Origin of the sequence: uncultured Pontibacter sp., from assembly GCF_947492645.1 — a bacterium.
Classification (GTDB): Bacteria; Bacteroidota; Bacteroidia; order Cytophagales; family Hymenobacteraceae; genus Pontibacter.
This window is the reverse complement of record NZ_CANLMZ010000003.1, coordinates 316,858-334,458: the sequence shown is the minus strand read 5'-3', so window position 1 is coordinate 334,458 and position 17,601 is coordinate 316,858. Positions and strand designations below refer to the sequence as shown.

At 46.1% G+C, this 17,601-nt stretch carries 13 protein-coding genes; 6 read left to right on the top strand and 7 right to left on the bottom strand.

Annotated features, from left to right (window positions below):
- Window positions 1-208: 208 nt before the first annotated feature.
- Window positions 209-520 (bottom strand): hypothetical protein, encoded by a 312-nt coding sequence (locus Q1A23_RS04255; RefSeq protein WP_299819917.1) that lies wholly within the window; start codon window positions 518-520, stop codon window positions 209-211.
- A gap of 567 nt (window positions 521-1,087) precedes the next feature.
- Between Q1A23_RS04255 and Q1A23_RS04250 the strand changes: the two genes are divergently transcribed.
- On the top strand, window positions 1,088-3,304 hold the full coding sequence (locus tag Q1A23_RS04250; protein ID WP_299819916.1) for a thioredoxin family protein: 2,217 nt from the start codon (window positions 1,088-1,090) through the stop codon (window positions 3,302-3,304).
- 189 nt (window positions 3,305-3,493) lie between these two features.
- Window positions 3,494-4,675, top strand: a complete 1,182-nt coding sequence (locus Q1A23_RS04245) for a hypothetical protein (RefSeq protein WP_299819913.1) — start codon at window positions 3,494-3,496, stop codon at window positions 4,673-4,675.
- A gap of 109 nt (window positions 4,676-4,784) precedes the next feature.
- Here the strand turns inward: Q1A23_RS04245 and Q1A23_RS04240 are convergent, their stop codons facing one another.
- The 3 genes from Q1A23_RS04240 to Q1A23_RS04230 all read right to left on the bottom strand — a co-directional run bounded on the left by Q1A23_RS04240 (window position 4,785) and on the right by Q1A23_RS04230 (window position 6,700).
- Window positions 4,785-5,393: a superoxide dismutase gene (locus Q1A23_RS04240; protein WP_299819910.1), complete on the bottom strand. Its 609-nt coding sequence runs from the start codon at window positions 5,391-5,393 to the stop codon at window positions 4,785-4,787.
- A gap of 77 nt (window positions 5,394-5,470) precedes the next feature.
- Entirely contained in the window at window positions 5,471-5,926 is a 456-nt protein-coding gene (locus tag Q1A23_RS04235; protein WP_299819907.1) for a nucleoside deaminase, read from the bottom strand.
- 213 nt (window positions 5,927-6,139) lie between these two features.
- A complete protein-coding gene (locus Q1A23_RS04230) occupies window positions 6,140-6,700 on the bottom strand; it encodes a hypothetical protein (RefSeq protein ID WP_299819904.1) in 561 nt (186 codons plus the stop codon).
- Between the two features lie 190 nt (window positions 6,701-6,890).
- Between Q1A23_RS04230 and Q1A23_RS04225 the strand changes: the two genes are divergently transcribed.
- Window positions 6,891-7,337: a hypothetical protein gene (locus Q1A23_RS04225; protein ID WP_299819901.1), complete on the top strand. Its 447-nt coding sequence runs from the start codon at window positions 6,891-6,893 to the stop codon at window positions 7,335-7,337.
- Between the two features lie 289 nt (window positions 7,338-7,626).
- Here the strand turns inward: Q1A23_RS04225 and Q1A23_RS04220 are convergent, their stop codons facing one another.
- Window positions 7,627-11,262 carry a M1 family aminopeptidase gene (locus Q1A23_RS04220; protein WP_299819898.1) on the bottom strand — a complete coding sequence of 1,212 codons (3,636 nt, stop codon included), beginning with the start codon at window positions 11,260-11,262 and terminating at the stop codon, window positions 7,627-7,629.
- Between the two features lie 132 nt (window positions 11,263-11,394).
- Window positions 11,395-12,306, bottom strand: coding sequence for an ABC transporter ATP-binding protein (locus tag Q1A23_RS04215; protein WP_299819895.1), 912 nt, complete (start codon window positions 12,304-12,306; stop codon window positions 11,395-11,397).
- A gap of 246 nt (window positions 12,307-12,552) precedes the next feature.
- Between Q1A23_RS04215 and Q1A23_RS04210 the strand changes: the two genes are divergently transcribed.
- Window positions 12,553-12,948, top strand: a complete 396-nt coding sequence (locus Q1A23_RS04210) for a GtrA family protein (protein ID WP_299819893.1) — start codon at window positions 12,553-12,555, stop codon at window positions 12,946-12,948.
- Window positions 12,949-13,126: 178 nt separating this feature from the next.
- On the opposite strand, the gene Q1A23_RS04205 is transcribed toward Q1A23_RS04210, so the two are convergent.
- Window positions 13,127-14,767 carry a glycosyltransferase family 39 protein gene (locus Q1A23_RS04205; protein WP_299819890.1) on the bottom strand — a complete coding sequence of 547 codons (1,641 nt, stop codon included), beginning with the start codon at window positions 14,765-14,767 and terminating at the stop codon, window positions 13,127-13,129.
- A gap of 88 nt (window positions 14,768-14,855) precedes the next feature.
- Between Q1A23_RS04205 and Q1A23_RS04200 the strand changes: the two genes are divergently transcribed.
- The gene (locus Q1A23_RS04200) at window positions 14,856-15,761 is read left to right on the top strand and encodes a glycerophosphodiester phosphodiesterase family protein (RefSeq protein ID WP_299819887.1); all 906 of its coding nucleotides are present in this window, start codon (window positions 14,856-14,858) and stop codon (window positions 15,759-15,761) included.
- 70 nt (window positions 15,762-15,831) lie between these two features.
- Entirely contained in the window at window positions 15,832-17,592 is a 1,761-nt protein-coding gene (gene aspS / locus Q1A23_RS04195) for an aspartate--tRNA ligase (protein WP_299819884.1), read from the top strand.
- The last annotated feature ends 9 nt before the right edge of the window (window positions 17,593-17,601 follow it).

Here is a 17,601-nt window from a genome sequence, read left to right as displayed (position 1 = left end):
TATGTGCTCAGCTTATAGAAGTAGCAAGCCGTAAAATTAATTAAAATACGTGCTTGTGCTACAAGGGTAGGTGCGAAAGCGCAGTATTTGCTAAACTTTATACTTAAGTAAACTGCCCCACCAGTTGTAATATAGATTTTTTTCTATTGAGTATAAAACAAAAAGGTGCCCGAAGGCACCTTTTTGTTTTGGGATACTTAACAGCAGTTCAGAGGACTATCTGTTTTGAGGACGCTTCTGCGGTATTAAATAACTCACGAGCGTTGCTCTGAGAGAGGCGGGGCATAAAAATCTGCTTTGCCTCTGTCTCAGAAATCAATTTGTAAGTATCGGCTGCGTAAGTATCCTGGAAGGGGTTACAGCAAGAATAAATGTATTCATCAGAATACGTTCTGTAAACGACATGGAAGTTATGCTTTTCATCGCGCACAAGTTTGATGGCTTTAAATACATTGCTGTACTCTCTCCCACATACTGTACGTAACAACAGCTCTTGCTGCAGATTGGCATTACTTTCCATAGTTGGTGGTATAATTACATTCATTCTTATTACTGTTATACATAATTGTAGCCCCTTTAATTCCGTGCTAATTCTTATTAGTGCTCTCTTATCCGTAAAAGTTACAATTCCAAGAGTATATAGCGTACTTTTGCTGGTAAATGGAAATATTTTGATTTATTATAGTATTTAATACGGTATATATAGGAGTATGGTTGTATTTATATGTAATTATTTATAAAATTTATGCTTTTTTGTATTTATATATTGATTATAAAGTATAAAATTAGCCCTGGTGCTGCATAGAGAGCTTTGTTTATTGTACAAAATTGCATTGTTGATTTTATTATAAAGTTTACTGCTTGCATAAGCCAAATTTGGAACTTAGGCGGAGCGTATAGGCAGGCAAGGTTTTTAGAGCAGTTTAAGGAGCGTTAAGGCAGCCATACGTGTTGTTTATCTGAAAGCCGGCTTGCATAAGTCTTGTCCGGTTAAAATTGTATACTTTTGTAGTATAAACTGTGAAACAGAAACAAGTGCAGGCATATAGTATAAAACTGGCACTAATCTTTATTTTTAGTATCACCCATGAATAAAAAGAACGTTGTAAAGCAACTTATAGCAACATGGTTGTTTTTAATACTGGCAGTTGCCTTTGCGCAGGCGCAGGTATTAAAACCCGCCACCTGGAGCTACGATGTGTCTAAAAAGCAGGCCGCAGTAGGCGAGGAGGTAGAGCTTATATTTAATGTACGCATAGATAAAGACTGGTACCTGTATTCTTCTGACTTTGACCCGGACCTGGGACCTATGGTTACAGAGTTTAAATTTCAGAAGCACCCGTCTTATGAGCTGGTAGGCAAAATTGTACCGGTAAAGCCAAAGAAAAAGTACGACGACCTGTGGGAAGGAGAGTATACTTATTTTGTAGGCACAGCCCAATTCAAACAAAAGATACGCGTGCTAAAGCCGGATTTGCAGGTAAAAGGCACATACGAATACCAGGTTTGCACAGATGTGGATGGCCGTTGCATCCCTTTTGATGACGATTTTACCTTCACAAATAAACAAATAAGTATAAGCGGTGTGGCAGCACCAGCACCAGCCGGCAAAGAGAATACTACTGAGGAAACAGCAAAGCCTGAACTCAAAAATGAGCCGCAGAACCCAACCACTCCTGCTGTTTTTGGTACAGATGAGGTAACTACAGCCCCTGCAGACAATGCCGCAAGTGAAGGAACCGCTGTAGACACTACGGCTGCTGCTGTTGCCGATGCTGCCGCTCCTGAAAGTATACCTGCCGCACTCTCAGAGCCAGCTCCCGGCGACGAGGCCGAGGGGCTTTTGTCGTTTATGCTGATTGCTTTTGTGTTTGGTCTGGGTGCCTTGTTAACGCCGTGCGTGTTCCCGATGATACCCATGACGGTAAGCTTTTTTACAGGCAATAGCCAGAACAGAGGGCAGGCAGTATTTAAGGCATTGATTTACGGCTTGTCTATCATAGCCATTTATACTTTGGTAGGTACGGTAGTGGCCAAATTATTTGGGGCAGATGGCGCTAACTTTATCAGCACGCATTGGTTTCCGAACCTGGTGTTCTTCGCCGTGTTCATCATTTTTGCCATGTCCTTCTTTGGCTTGTTTGAGATAACCTTACCAAGCTCTTTTTTAACCAAAGTAGATGCTCAGGCAGATAGGGGCGGCCTTTTAGGCGTGTTCTTTATGTCGCTTACCCTGGTGTTGGTTTCGTTTTCGTGTACTGGCCCTATTGTGGGAAGTATACTGGTAGCCTCTGCCGGAGGCGAAACCCTACGCCCTGTAGTAGGCATGTTTGGCTTTTCGTTGGCTTTTGCCTTGCCCTTTACCTTATTCGCTATTTTCCCGTCGTGGCTTAGCAGCCTGCCAAAGTCTGGTGGCTGGTTAAATTCGGTTAAGGTGGTGTTGGGTTTTATAGAGCTGGCCCTGGCGTTAAAATTCCTGAGCGTAGCCGACCAGGTATACCATTGGGGAATTTTAGACCGCGAAGTATACTTAGCCTTATGGATTGTGATTTTTACCTTAATGGGTTTTTACCTGCTAGGCAAGCTAAAATTCTCTCACGATTCTGATCTGCCTTACCTAAGCGTGCCGCGCTTGTTTTTTGCAGTAGCAACGTTTGCATTTGTAGTCTATTTAATCCCAGGCATGTTTGGTGCACCGCTAAAAGCACTTTCAGGTTATCTGCCACCTCAAACAACACAGGATTTCGACATCAATAAAATTATCCGGCAAAGTGGAGGAGGTACAGCTGTAGCAAGTACAACAAACCAGCTTTGTGATACACCAAAGTATGCCGACTTTCTGCACCTGCCACACGGCTTGCAAGGCTACTTTGACCTGGAGCAGGCAAAAAAATGCGCCGCTGCGCAAGGCAAGCCGATCTTTATCGATTTTACCGGCCACGGCTGCGTGAACTGCCGCGAAATGGAAGCCAATGTATGGTCTGATCCTGCTGTGTTGCAGCGCCTGCGCGAAGATTATGTTATCCTGGCTTTGTACGTGGACGATAAAACAGAACTGGCAGCGTCGGAGAAGTACATAAGCGACTACGACGGAAAAGAGAAAGCGACTATCGGTAAAAAGTACGCTGATTACCAGATAACCAAATTTAACGTAAATGCACAGCCATACTATGTGCTGATGGATGAAAACGAAAACGTACTGGTGAAGCCAACCGCTTACGATTTAAATGTAAATAACTTCGTGCAGTTTTTGGATGCTGGTGTGGCTGCTTACAAGGCAAAAAAGCAGGTAGCGCAGCAGTAAGCTACAGGTAAAGTATAAAGTATAAATCCCTGCTGTGGCTGCGTGCTACGGCAGGGATTTATACTTTATTGGGTATTGGTCAGGCAATGAGTATGCAGGTGCTGCGGGTATTCTAAAACGCTGAAGAACTTGAGGGTTATTTTCAGAAAAGATATCTGAATTCCTTATATTCATCAAACTATATAGATAATGAACTACTTCAGGATGAAAACATACGTGATGTTACTCATATGCCTCGTAGCCTTGCCTACAGTTGGAATAGCACAGCAATCGCCGTTCAGAGGAGCCTATGAGCGCCTTACTGATGCCAAAGGAAACCTGAACTATGTGGCTCCATTAAAGTATTTGAAAGCTAACGAGGCATCATTTGATAAAGGTGCATACGAGCAGGCGCTTGCTACCTATCAGTCTTTTGTAGGCGCAACAGATAGCACAAAAAATAACTTTTTACTTGATAAGGGCTTGGCAGAGAATGCACAGATGGCTGATCCGTTTGCTGTGATCATGCCTAAAGCCAGGAACACTTCTGTAGTTCTAATTAACGAGGCGCATCATGTGCCGGCGCACCGGGCCTTTGCAGCTACACTCCTGGACTCTCTTTATGCTGCCGGTTATACTGTCCTTTCTCTGGAGGCGCTATCGGAAGAAGATACAGCGATTAACAGCCGTAAATATCCTGTGGCCTCATCGGGGTTTTATACCAAAGAGCCTGCGTTTGCCAACTTTATCAGAGCTGCCCTTGCCAAAGGATTCAAGGTAGTGGGGCATGAAATCAGGAGCAGCCAGGAAAAAGAAATAGCTGACCCGATGGCACGCTCTAATTACCGCGACTCTCTGCAGGCAGTTAACTTATTAGCTACCATCAAAGCAAACCCAGAGGCTAAAGTGTTAGGTTATGTGGGCTATGATCATATCCTGGAAAAGGAGCGGGATAAGTATAAAAGATTAGGTGCTTACCTAAGGGATGCAAATGTAGATGCCCTTACGATAGACCAGGTTACAACTTGCAGCTGCGTTAAAGGTAACTCACCAGTTGCTCTGACTTCGGGTGGCATAAATCCAGTAACAATCGGATCTAAGAAAGACTTTGTGGATATACAAGTGGTACACCCGTTTGCGGCATCAGCAGGGCCCCGACCACGTTGGCTAACAGAAGACCCGACAAAAAGAGCTACTAAAGTACCCTTACCCCAACAGTACAGAGGCAAAAAGGTACTCGTTCAAGTATACAGCAAAGCTGAGTTTGAGGCAGAGGGTCGCCGAGCCATACCTGTAGATCAGTTTTTAGTAGACGGTAACCAAAAGCAGGTGCATGCCATGGTGCCAACAACTGTTAAGCGTGTACAGGTGCACTACGAAGTTTATGAGTAAGAGAAGCTTAGCGTATCCGAAGTTTGCAATTATACTTTGCTGTAATAACTCAAAACCAAAAAAGCCCCGCCGTTTCCGGCAGGGCTTTTTTGATGAGTATAAAGTATACTTACTTCGCTTCGTTGTAGCGGCGCGTTACTTCTTCCCAGTTTACTACGTTCCAGAAGGCGCTGATATAATCAGGGCGACGGTTCTGGTAGTTCAGGTAATAAGCGTGCTCCCATACATCAAGGCCAAGAATTGGCTGACCGCCGCAACCTTCTGCAAACGGCATCAAAGTGTTGTCCTGGTTTGGAGTAGAGCAGATCTCCAGCTTACCGTCTTTAACGCAAAGCCATGCCCAGCCAGAACCAAAACGTGTAGCCGCAGCTGCGTTAAACTTTTCTTTCATCTGGTCGAATGAACCAAAGGCAGAGTTGATCGCATCAGCTATCTCGCCTGACGGCTGGCCGCCACCGTTCGGAGAAAGCACCGTCCAGAACAGGTTGTGGTTGTAGTAACCGCCACCGTTGTTGCGAACAGCTTTGTTGTCTTCTTTAACATTGCGCATGATCTCCTCGATGCTCATGTTCTCCATGTCGGTACCAGCGATGGCCTTGTTCAGGTTATCGGTGTAAGCCTGGTGGTGTTTTGTATGGTGGATTTCCATGGTGCGCGCATCGATGTGCGGCTCCAGAGCGTCGTAAGCATAAGGTAGTTTCGGAAGTTCGAAAGCCATAGTTTTTTATATATTTATGTGTGGAAAATTAGATGCCGTACAAAGTTTTTACGTGTACGACTTCGTTTCAAAGTTAGTTAATTTCTTTTACCTGCAAAGAAAGACGACATCAGCTCGGCACACTCTAATGCCATTATGCCGCTTACCATCTCTGTTTTAGGGTGTAGCAAATTACCTACACGTCTATAACCGCGTTTGGGCTCAGATGTTCCGAAAACCACACGTTTTAACTGCGCCCAGTAACTGGCACCGGCACACATCACGCAAGGCTCTACGGTTACATACAGGGTGCAATCATTCAGGTATTTGTTGCCCAGGTATTCGGCGGCAGAGGTAAGGGCCAGCATCTCGGCATGGGCAGTTACATCGTTTAGCTTCTCAGTTTGGTTGTATGCCTTGGCTATAATGCGGTTATTGGCCACTACCACAGCCCCAATCGGTATTTCGCCCTCTTCAAAAGCCTGCTGCGCCTGCAGGTATGCCTGCTGCATGTAGTGTTCGTCGCTGTGTATCGATAAAAAGTCTGTTGCCATACTTGCAAAGGTATAAGTTATGCTGATTTACAAAAGCTATACTTGGGTTAAGAACTAAAGTATAAAATTTACGACTATTTTAGGAGGAGCCGCTGCAGGTCGCGGTCTGTTCCTGCAGCAGGATTTTGACCGGCCTGGCGAATTGGTAAAATCAGCACAAATAAAAAAGCCTCCCTTTGGCAAAAGAGAGGCTTTTGTGTAAGTATGATTAGTTTACTTTACGTTTAGTTTAACAGATCCCATCACTTCGCGCATGGTTGGCTGCCAGTCATTTTTAAGCATGAAAGGCGCATGCATGGTAAAGATCATCAGCTGGTTTCCTTTGATGGTGTACTGGATGATGCTGTATTTCTGAACAGGAGCCAGGTTTGTTACACCGCGCTCATCAGCCATTCTGGATACAAATTCAAACACAATGTACTGTTCGCCCTTAATTTCAACGATCTCCTCACGTATAAAATCAACGTCTGTGAATTTCTCCAGCAGGTTGGCTTTATAGAACTCCTGCAGCATGTTCAGGTCTTTTGATCTAAACTGGGTGTGCTTCTGCGTTACACTAAAGTCTATCTGGCCGTTGGGGCTGGTATACACCGCAAGAGGCTTGGTAGTGGCAGGGTAGCGGCGGGCTATACCGTCGTCGGGCATAGGGTTGAAATCACTTGGCAGCATCACAGAGATTTCTTTGCTGATCTGTGTTTTCTTTAACTTAGACTGGGCAAATGTTGCTCCTGCCAGCATAAGTATCATCAAAAAGGCTAAATATCGCATGTTCATAAGTATAGTAGCGCAAAGCTATAAAATATTGCTCAAAGTGGCGTTGTCGGCGGTTATGGTACAATTACTTTGCCAGGTTTTTAAACGCAAAAGCCGTTGTTAAAATTCCTTTAAGACATCCTAAGGCCAATATTGCCGTTATACTTTAATAGAACTGAATCTCAAGAATTAACAGTATAAAGCAGCAGTTATGTTAGAAAATATAATAAACCAGGTAAAAGGCCAGTTAACCGGAGAGTTACAGGATAAGTTTCAGCTGCAGCCCGATACCGCGAACCGGTCTGTGGACCTGGCAAAAGACAACCTGATGGATGAGGTGAAAAACCGCGCCTCCAGCGGTGATACCGGTGGTATTATGAATATGTTGAAAGGTGGCCAGGGTGCTACAGAAGGTGCAGGCACAAATAACATGATCAGCAAGTATGTAACTGACCTTACTTCTAAGCTAGGCATACCAGAGAATGTAGCAAAGCAGGTGGCGCCGTTCGCCATCAACTTTATCATGCAGAAGGTATCTGGCAAAATGGCATCCGATAACCTGGGGCAATCTGATATATTGGGCAGCCTGGTTGGCGGCAATATAAAAGATACGCTTGGCAAAGGCCTGGGTAGTAAGCTGGGGGGCATGTTTAAATAACATAAGCCGGAGCTAAAGTATAAATCAAGAAGCCATACCTAACAGGTATGGCTTCTTGATTTATAGTGATTTGTAAAGTTTGGGCCACTAGGTAATGCAAGGCTTTTTAGAGTTATAGCTAATGTAGTATTCAGCGCCCCAAGCTGGTGTTCTCACCAGTAACTCATACTTCAGCTACCTTAGCTTGCTGGTGAAAATACAAAGCAAGCTAAGGGCATATTGGCTAAAGCTAAACTCTAAGCGGCATTCTTCCACCTCACCTTAACAAAGCTGTCTTGCTGGTGAGCCTTTACAAATTCTCCGACAACGACTTTGTGTTATCCGTCGGATTACGGTCTATCAGAATATTGTAAGGGTCTATGCCTGCTTTAGACGGCTTTTTATCAACTACAAACTCAAACGTGTTGATCCCTGACTTTACCTGGTGCTTTTTGATGTAAAGCGGTTGGTCTTGCCAATGGCCATCCACTTTCTCCCGCGCAAGCACGCCTACATCCACCCAATCGTTCATCGTAGTTTCACTTTCAGCGCCTAGGCTATCGGCATAAAGTTTTTTGGCATCTACGGTAAAGCTTACTTTATACTTTCCGTTCTTGAGGCGCTCATACTTCCCTTCGGTGGTTTTGTTTTCGTAAAGTGTAATGTTTTCAAACATATCACTTACCAGGTACTGCAGCGAGTCTGGAGTGGCGGCGCGGATGTGCTGCATAAACTCAATTGAGTTAGTATAAGGCGCTTCCTGGAAGGCAACCTGCTGGATGTACTCCTGCAGGGCTTTATTCAGTTTCTCCTCGCCGATAAAGTCGGCAAGAGCATACATTACCACGCTTCCTTTTCGGTAATGTATGTACCCTTGGTTCTCCACCAAGTATAGCGGCATCTCTTTTTTTCGTTCTGATGTTCGGCCCAATAAGTAAGAGTTAAGCTCATACTTCAGGAACTTGTTCATGCGCTCCGGGCCATACTCGTGTTTCATCACCATCAGGGCGCTGTACTGGCTCATGGTTTCCGACATCAGCACCGAGCCCTGTACGTTACCCCCAATTACCTGGTGTGCCCACCATTGGTGCGCCACCTCGTGGGCGGTGATGTAAAACGGATAATCAATATCTTCCGGGTTGCTGTCGTCTACGTCGGCTATAAAACCAATCGACTCTGAAAACGGGATTGTGTTCGGGAAAGCCTGCGCGAAAGAGGAGTACCCCGGAAACTCCAGAATGCGCACCTGGCGGTGCTGGTACGGGCTGAAGTTCTCTGTAAAGTAATCCAACGATTTTTTCACGCCTTTCAGCATGCGGTCCAGGTTATAGGTGTGGTCTTTGTGGTGATAGATCTCAATAGCCACTTCTTTTCCGTCTTTGCCTACCCACTTATCTTTTTTAACCTCGTACTCTGCCGATAAAAAGGAGTAGAAATTAAGTATAGGTGCATCCATTTTATAGTGGAAGTAGCGGCGGCCGTCTTTAGTCCACTCACGCTGCAGGTAACCAGGGGCAATGGCCATCTGGCTTGGTATGGTGCTTACGGTGGCTTCAAAATTTATCCAGTCGGCTTCGTTGCTGATGTAGGTGTTTTTGCGAGCCTCGGCATCGTTTACAGCTGCCATACGCGGCTTAGGTGCAAGGCCATGCTCTTTTCGAATATCGTCGTCAGATAACTCTATACCATCCTGGTAACCGATTTTAGGTAAATACTGGCTGTTGATGAACGTACCGTTGTATACTATACCTGTGTTGGAGCCGCTGTTCCGGAAGCCTTTCGTTTCAAAAAGCAAATCCATGTTCAGTTTAAGCGAGTCGCCGGGCTGCAGCGGTTGGGCCAGTTTATAAATGTAGTAGCCATTATCCTTATCGTCGAGCACCAGTTTGGCCTGTTTTGTAAAAGACATGGTTTTCACCTCTGCTTCATCGCTCAGCATCATGTGGATAGAATCTATGGGCTGCGCATGTTTGTTCTTGAGCCAGAAATGACCCTTGAAAGCAAAAGCACGTTCTTCAGGGTAAATGTCTACGTCCAGCTTCACGTCAGTAATGCGGGGCTGCGGAATACCGTCATACTTCTTGTAGGTTTTTTCGAACTCAGCCAAACGTTTTTCCTGCTCGTCGGAGGTCCGGAAGGTATTCAGGATGTTGGTATTGTAGTATATGTAGCCACCTGTAACCATAAAAATAGCCATAGCCGCACCTGTTACAGCCATTGTTGGTTTACTTAGCTGCATACTTGCCAGTTTAAAACGCCACTTCAGCATAGACTCCGAGCCACGCACCCACAGCATGTTTGCAAGCACCGCAAGTATAAGCGCAAATGCTCCCCAATAAATCTTATAGATTGTAAATGGCCACACAAAATGCCCGTAGCCGTTCATGGCAGAGTAAGTAATGCCTGGGTCGGAGTTGTAGCTGTAAAGGTTGTGCTCCCAGCCTAACTGTCCTTTAAAGATGTTCATCAGGAAGTATACCACCATCACAAAGTGCCCTAGGTACTTGTTGTTTACGATTACCTGCACCAGCATAGCCAGCACGCACAGCAGCAGGTAGTCTATCAGCTGTATCCCAAACAGGCCTTTTACATACACATCCAGCTCGTAATTATAGTAGCCTTTAAAGGTTTGGATGATGATGCCGCAGAACATGATAACGAACAGCAGCGTTACCTGCACCAGCATTAGGGCCAGTAATTTAGAGGCAAAAGGCACCCAGTTAGGTATGGGCAAGGCATCGTAAATCTGGTTGATATTGTTGTCGCGCTCGCGCCAGGCCAGTTCGCCGGCATAAAACGTGATGATGATGAGGAAGAATAAAGCAAACGTGCCGCTAAGGATCTGCACCACCTGCGATGTTACCGGGAAGAAATTGGTATCATACATCTTCCCGATCTGAGAGCCGGACACGAAAAGGAAGATAACCCCGGCCAGCACAATCGCCACAAAGTATACGCTTTTTACAACTCCTTTATACTCCAGTTTGGCAAGCTTCAGGAACTGCTGCCAGCTCAGGTTAAACGAAAAGTTTTGGCTAACCTTAGGCAGTTGCAAACGCTCTGACGGCACAAAGGCACCTGCAGCCTCAGCGCTATCCCGCCTGCGGAAAAGTTTTATACCTGCATTTGCAAACGAGAAGCTAAACCGGAAATAACAAAGGGCCAGAAGTGCCAGGCCAATTCCCATCCACAGGGCACGGTTTGCCACGACATAGTCGCTGAATGGTAGCATGAGGGTGTTGCGCTCGGCGGTGGTCCAGTAGCGCTGGGTGTAGTAAATGGCAGACGCTCCGAGTGGGTCCAACAGGTTAGCTACAGTTTCGTTATCTAAATCGCCGGTGAGGCTGCTCGAAACCCCATAAAGTACCAGGAAAATAACACCACCTACATAAATAGATAACCCGCTGCGGGTTAAGGTAGCGAGGGTAAAGAAAATGGCACCGGTAAAAATAAGGTTAGGTATAATGATGGTCAGGTAAGGCTGCAGGTACCACATGGCGTTAAACGGACCAATTTTGTCTGGCTCTACCCATGGCATTACCGTAGCTACCCAGGCACCAACTGCCACCCCCAGAAATACCAGCAGCGTTATCAGGAACGAACCAAAAAAGCGGCCAAACAAATAACCTGCTTTGCTGATAGGTGTTGTATAGTATAGCGAATGGGTTTTATGCTCAAAGTCACGGAAGATGGGCGTTCCCATCATAGCTGAGGTTATCAGCACGCCAAACCAGCTTAGCAGCGTCACGATCCAGTTTATCTGGTAAGGAGAGTTAGCGAACACTTTACCACCGCTGGCATCGCCGATGATGATGTTACCGCCAAAAGCTCCGGCTAAGCCCAGCATCGCCAGGAAAGCCATCAGGAAAAGCAGCCCAAAGTATATGTAAGTAGCAGGCCGTTTAAGCCTATACTTCAGTTCGAAAAGAAATATCTCTTTAAACATCTTCTAAATTTTAGGAATGATGAATTGTAGAATCGTGGATACAGAACAGGAGTTTTTCCTTGCCCTGCAACTGTTGCTTACCCACCGCTGCCCCTCTTTGGAGGGGCAGCGGTGGGTAAATTTTCAGGAGAGCTAATTCATTACTGCATGTGCAGGCGCTGCTTCTTCGCGAAGGCTAGCCTCGTGTATCTTGCTGAAGTATACATCTTCCAGGTCAGGGGCAATTGCTTCGAACTCAGGGGAAGGCTGCACGTCTGATAGGACATGGATAATGGTTTTACCGGCAAATAGGCGCGATGAAATAACCTCGTGCTGCAGTTGGTGCTGCACCAGTTCGTCTTTGTTGATGAACTTGCGCCAGATGCGGCCCTTCAGGTTGTCGATTACCTGCAGCGGATCGCCCTCCAATAACACTTCTCCTTTGTTGATAATGGCGAAATTGCGGCAAAGGTCTGTTACGTCTTCTACAATGTGGGTGGAAAGTATAACAATGATGTTCTCGCCAATCTCGCTTAACAGGTTATGGAAACGGTTACGCTCGGCAGGGTCCAGGCCGGCAGTTGGCTCATCTACGATAATGATTTTAGGGTTGCCTAATAGCGCCTGTGCAATGCCAAAACGCTGTTTCATACCTCCAGAGTAGCCGCCAAGGTTCTTTTTGCGCACATCGTACAGGTTTGTTTGCTGCAGCAGAGCTTTTACCACCTCTGTGCGCTCTTTGGAGTTACTGATGCCCTTAAGTACTGCAAAATGCTCCAGCATCTCTTCTGCTGATACTTTTGGGTAAACGCCAAATTCTTGTGGCAGGTAGCCTAACACCTTTCGCATTTCTTCTTTCTGGCGGAGTACATCCAGGTCGCCGAGCATAATACTGCCCGTGTCTGCCTCTTGGAGGGTGGCAATGGTACGCATCAGCGACGATTTACCAGCGCCGTTAGGCCCCAGTAAACCAAACATGCCTTTTGGGATGGTCAGGTTTATATTTTTTAGAGCCTTTGTGCCGTTAGGGTAAGTTTTGGAGAGGTTCTGAATAACTAGTTCCATGAGCGGTGTTTGTGTTAGGTGAAACTTACTAATAATCAATTAAATAATTCTTAGCAAGCATTCAAAATAAACTATACAAACACGATACTTTTCTCGACAAAGTATACTTGCAACTGGCCAGATACAGCAGTAACTGAATAAACTTGGCTGTACAGAATAAGCTTTTAGGGTTGGTTGCCTGTGCGAAGTATATTACTTTTGTAATTGCTGCTGCAGTTACACCATTGCAGCAGTAACAAAAGTAAGATGTCAGAATACCTGCAAAGTCTCTTCTTTAAGTTTCTGAAGTTTGGAACAGTTGGGTTCTCAGGCCTGCTACTCGATTTTGGCGTTACCTATGTCGCCAAAGAGAAGCTGCGCTGGAACAAGTATGTGGCCAACAGTTTAGGATTTATACTTGCCAGCACCAGCAACTACTTTCTTAACCGCATCTGGACCTTCCGCAGCCTCGATCCTGAAATCGGGTGGCAGTTCTCCAAGTTTTTTATTGTGGCTGTTGTGGGCCTGCTGCTGAATAACCTTATTATCTACGTCCTTACCGAGCGCCTTCGCTTTAACTTTTACGTGGCCAAATTCTGCGCCATCGTTATCGTGTTCTTCTGGAATTTCTCGATTAATTACCTGTATACTTTTACGAGGTAAGTAAGCTAACCTTAGGATACTTGCAAGTATAACAGCGATTGTAAAGTATAAACTGCCGGTATAAACGCCTGTAGTGGCGGGCTGTACTTATTGTCGATTCAGGCAAAGCGAGAAATCCTTACAGAGCCCCTGGTAGGTTTCCCGTTTTGCCCGAAACGACAGCAGAAAGTATTGATCTTTATTTCTGCACCACCTCATAAATCTGTACACGCTCATCTTTGTGCACGCGCGGGTTCAGGAAGTGCAGTACTTTATCGTATAATGATGGCGTTATGGTGTGCTCCAGTTTCAGGTTCGGAAATACGCTGTTTAGGCGTGCCATACGTTCTTCCATCTCATCGGTGCCAACTACCACTACATAATCTGGCTTGTATGGCGTAGTTTGTATGGCTGAGTCTAACGTGGCAGTTGATTTATCGCCGTTTAAAGTATAAATCATCACAAACTCTTCTGGTAATGGTTTTTTGCCATTCAGGTACTCCTCCCACACCATGTCATCATCTATCATGTAAAGGTCGTAATCGGCGCTGATACGGTTTAAGTAGAACAGCGGAGGCGTTTTAACGCTGTGGTTGCCAAACTCCAGCACAACGGCATCCATGTTCTGCTTTTCGGACAGGTATACCAACGGAGCCACGCGGCTTTTTTTAGTATAAGTAAAGGCAAGGCCAACAGCAGCCAGGATGTTCAGCACCCAGAAAAAGCCCCAGGAAGCAGCAAGTAACTTGCGGCGCTTATGCCAGAAGCCAGAGGTCTGAACAAAGCTTTGCCAGCCAATCACACCAAGTATCATCACAAGCGGCAGCATCGGAAGTATAAATCGCTCTTGCTTGTTTGGGAACAGCGAGTGAGCCACAAAAAAGATTAAGCCTCCCCAGAAAAGCGCAGGAGCCAACCTGGCCGTACGGAAATAACCCATCACCAGGAAAGCGCTTACCGGCGGCACCAGAAACCCAAGTACAGTTAGGGCAAAGCGGTAAACAGGGCCTGTGCTGTAGCCATAGGCATGCTCGGTGTTGTACAGGAAATAAGCCACAATGGAGTGGAAAGGGTAATCAAAGAAAATAATATCGATCGTACCCTGGATAAGGGTAGCAGCAACTAAAAAACCTACTAGTAAAGTAATTGCTTCTTTCCATTGCTGGCGGTAAAGTATAACCAGGCCGGCACCGGCACCCAATAGTACAGTATGGTATCTAAAGGTGAACGACAGGGCAAACAAAGCACCTGCCCAGAAGTATGGCATCAGGCGTTTTTGAGTAGCTTGGTCTTGCCTTAGCAGCAGGTAAAAGGCAGCCATGTAAGGCGGAATGCACACCATCTCCACCAGGTTGCGCACACTCATAAAAGGCATAAACCACACCAACGCCAGCATTAATCCTACTAACCTCGCATTGGCTTTGTTAGATAAGCGCTCCGTCAGTTTATAGCCAAAGTAAACGATCAGCAGCGAGTACAGCCCATGAATTACGCGCACCACCGTCATCTTTACTTCCGGGCTAAATATACCCAGCGCCTCCATCACATAAAACAAGCCATAGTGCAGCAGCACATACAGCATGCTGTGGCGGGGCGGCATAGGCTCGTTCAGCCACAGCGGCAGGCCATCCAACCAACCTTGCGCAATCGTAATCACATCAAAGTGATCGTCGCTGAAAGCATAGCCCCTCGAGAAAAAGGCAGCCAGCATACGAATGACAAAAGCTATTACAAGTATAACAGACAAAGGTATAAGGTAACGTTCCTGGGGTTGCTCCCCCAAGGTGTCGGCATCGGCGGTAAACGCTTTAGCTACAGATGATTTGCTTGTGCTTGGCATAAGGTTAAAATTGTGCAGGTGCAAATTTAAGGGTATTTAAAAAGATTTGGTGTTACCTTAGCTTTATAATTGCAAAAGCATTTTTAAATTGAAAACAACAGCAGAAAAAATCAGCCTGAATGCTACTCGTAAACGCAAATCCCGATGGGGTGCAGCGATCTTACTGGTTCTTGTTCTAGGCGCGCTTTCCTTTATATATTACCCTTTTGGTCTGGGCGCTAAAATAAAGGCTGATGTGCTGGTGCTGGGCCATGCTGGTTCTGGCTTTATGTCGCCGTTAAACCCGTTTAACCCGCTTCCTTCCAATAGTATGGCCTCTATTGTAAAGGCTATGGAAGAACATGGGGCTGATGGGGTAGAGGTGGATGTGCAGCTGAGCCAGGACGGTGTGCTTATACTTTATCATGATGTAGATTTGAGTTCGATGACAGCGCAAAACGGCTTTATAGAGAACCATAAAGCTGCCGACGTAATTGGACTAAAGTATAAAGGAGGCTTATTCTATGATCTTTTTCATGATGAAGAAATCATTACAATGGAAGCCATGCTGCAACGCTTTGCCACTTACCCTGAGCCACCGGTGCTGCAGATAGATTTGCGCAACCACAACCCAGAGCGGCATTTATACTATGCACAAACTCTCTTGGCGATGCTGCAGAAGTATGATTACCCGTTCGCAAAGCTGATGTTCATTTCGCCAGACCCTGATTTTCTGGAGGCTTTCCGGCAGGTAAACCCGCAGGCCCCGCTTATGCTTGATACTGGAGGCAACTTTGATGCAGCCTTAAAGACTGTGGTGGAGCGTAAATTTCAGGGAATTTGTGCCGAAGGTAAAAGCGCGTCTTTTGAGCAGATAAAACAGGCGAAGGAACAGGGCGTTTTTGTATCGCTGTTTGGTGGCAAATCCCGCTCGCGCATTACCAAAATGATAAAGCTTGAACCAGACGCCATACAGGTAAACAACGTGGAAGCCATGCGCGACCTGCTTGAATAAACAACTTTAACTTTGTTAAAGTAAACGATACAGCTATTTATTACATTTGCATAAAACAAAATAAGACACTATGCTCCGATCTCATACTTGCGGCGAACTGCGCCTCGACAACGTTGGTGAAGAAGTTATTTTAACTGGATGGGTACAGCGCCTGCGCGACAAAGGCGGCATGCTGTGGGTTGATATGCGCGACCGCTACGGTATTACGCAATTAACTTATGAAGAAGGGGTTACACCACAAAACTTAATAGACCAGGCCCGCACGCTTGGCCGCGAATACGTAATAAGAGTGGTAGGTAAAGTAGTGGAGCGCTACTCTAAAAACGATAAAATACCTACAGGCGATATCGAGATCTTTGTGCACAAACTAGAGGTGCTAAACCCAGCCAAACTGCCGCCTTTCCTGATAGAAGACGAGACAGACGGAGGTGACGACCTGCGCATGAAATACCGCTACCTGGACCTGCGCCGTACGCCTGTGCGCCGTAACCTGGAGCTGCGCCACCGCATGATGCGTGCCACCCGCGATTACTTGGATAACCATTACTTTACTGAAGTAGAAACTCCGGTTTTGATTAAATCTACACCAGAGGGTGCCCGTGATTTCGTGGTGCCTAGCCGCATGAACCCAGGTGAGTTTTACGCGCTGCCGCAGTCGCCGCAAACGTTTAAGCAGTTGCTGATGGTGTCGGGCTTCGACAGGTATTACCAAATCGTGAAATGTTTCCGCGACGAGGACTTGCGTGCTGACCGTCAGCCTGAATTTACACAGATAGACTGCGAAATGTCTTTCGTGACGCAGGAGGATATCCTAAATACTTTTGAAGGCTTTATCGTGCACCTTTTCGATAAAGTGAAAGGCGTGCATCTGGATAAGCTTCCGCGCATGACCTATGCCGACGCCATGAAATACTATGGATCCGACAAACCGGATACACGTTTTGATATGCGTTTTGTGGAACTGAACCCGCTTGTGAAGAACAAAGGCTTTAAAGTTTTTGATGACGCAGCGTTAGTGGTCGGCATCAATGCTAAAGGTGCAGCAAGCTATACACGTAAGCAACTCGATGAGCTGACTGACTTTGTGAAGCGACCTCAGATTGGTGCCACAGGTTTGGTTTATGCACGAGTTAACGAAGACGGAAGTATAAAATCATCTGTAGATAAGTTCTATTCTCCTGAAGATCTGCAGGAGTGGGGTAAAGCCTTTAATGCTGAACCTGGCGACCTGCTGCTTATACTTGCAGGCAACAAAGATAAAACCCGTAAAGCGCTAAACGAGCTTCGCCTGGAAATGGGAGAGCGCCTTGGCCTGCGCGATAAGAACGTATTCTCTCCACTCTGGGTAGTTGATTTCCCATTGCTTGAGTGGGACGAGAACTCCAATCGCTGGCACGCCATGCACCATCCGTTCACGTCGCCTAAACCAGAAGATATCGAACTGATTGATGATCGTCCGGGAGATATCAGAGCAAATGCTTACGACATGGTTATCAATGGTGTAGAAGTAGGCGGTGGTTCTATTCGTATCCATGACCGCAGACTGCAGGAGCAGATGTTTACCTTGCTAGGCTTCTCGCACGCTGAGGCTGAGGCTCAGTTTGGCTTCCTGATGAATGCCTTTGAGTACGGTGCTCCTCCGCATGGTGGCATTGCGTTTGGCTTCGACAGGCTTTGCTCATTGTTTGGTGGATCGGAGTCAATCCGTGATTACATTGCGTTCCCTAAAAACAACTCTGGCCGCGATGTAATGATCGACGCTCCTTCCCCAATTGCGGGTACACAGCTTGATGAATTACACATCAGAATGAAAAACGTACCGCATCAGTAAGAGCATATA

Bases quoted from the DNA above. Each gene is read 5' to 3' on its own strand.
- Q1A23_RS04245 (WP_299819913.1), top strand. From the start codon at position 3,494: ATGAACTACTTCAGGATGAAAACATACGTGATGTTACTCATATGCCTC.
- Q1A23_RS04240 (WP_299819910.1), bottom strand. From the start codon at position 5,393: ATGGCTTTCGAACTTCCGAAACTACCTTATGCTTACGACGCTCTGGAG.
- Q1A23_RS04225 (WP_299819901.1), top strand. From the start codon at position 6,891: ATGTTAGAAAATATAATAAACCAGGTAAAAGGCCAGTTAACCGGAGAG.
- Q1A23_RS04220 (WP_299819898.1), bottom strand. From the start codon at position 11,262: ATGTTTAAAGAGATATTTCTTTTCGAACTGAAGTATAGGCTTAAACGG.
- Q1A23_RS04255 (WP_299819917.1), bottom strand. From the start codon at position 520: ATGGAAAGTAATGCCAATCTGCAGCAAGAGCTGTTGTTACGTACAGTA.
- Q1A23_RS04235 (WP_299819907.1), bottom strand. From the start codon at position 5,926: ATGGCAACAGACTTTTTATCGATACACAGCGACGAACACTACATGCAG.
- Q1A23_RS04215 (WP_299819895.1), bottom strand. From the start codon at position 12,306: ATGGAACTAGTTATTCAGAACCTCTCCAAAACTTACCCTAACGGCACA.
- Q1A23_RS04230 (WP_299819904.1), bottom strand. From the start codon at position 6,700: ATGAACATGCGATATTTAGCCTTTTTGATGATACTTATGCTGGCAGGA.
- Q1A23_RS04205 (WP_299819890.1), bottom strand. From the start codon at position 14,767: ATGCCAAGCACAAGCAAATCATCTGTAGCTAAAGCGTTTACCGCCGAT.
- Q1A23_RS04250 (WP_299819916.1), top strand. From the start codon at position 1,088: ATGAATAAAAAGAACGTTGTAAAGCAACTTATAGCAACATGGTTGTTT.
- aspS (WP_299819884.1), top strand. From the start codon at position 15,832: ATGCTCCGATCTCATACTTGCGGCGAACTGCGCCTCGACAACGTTGGT.
- Q1A23_RS04210 (WP_299819893.1), top strand. From the start codon at position 12,553: ATGTCAGAATACCTGCAAAGTCTCTTCTTTAAGTTTCTGAAGTTTGGA.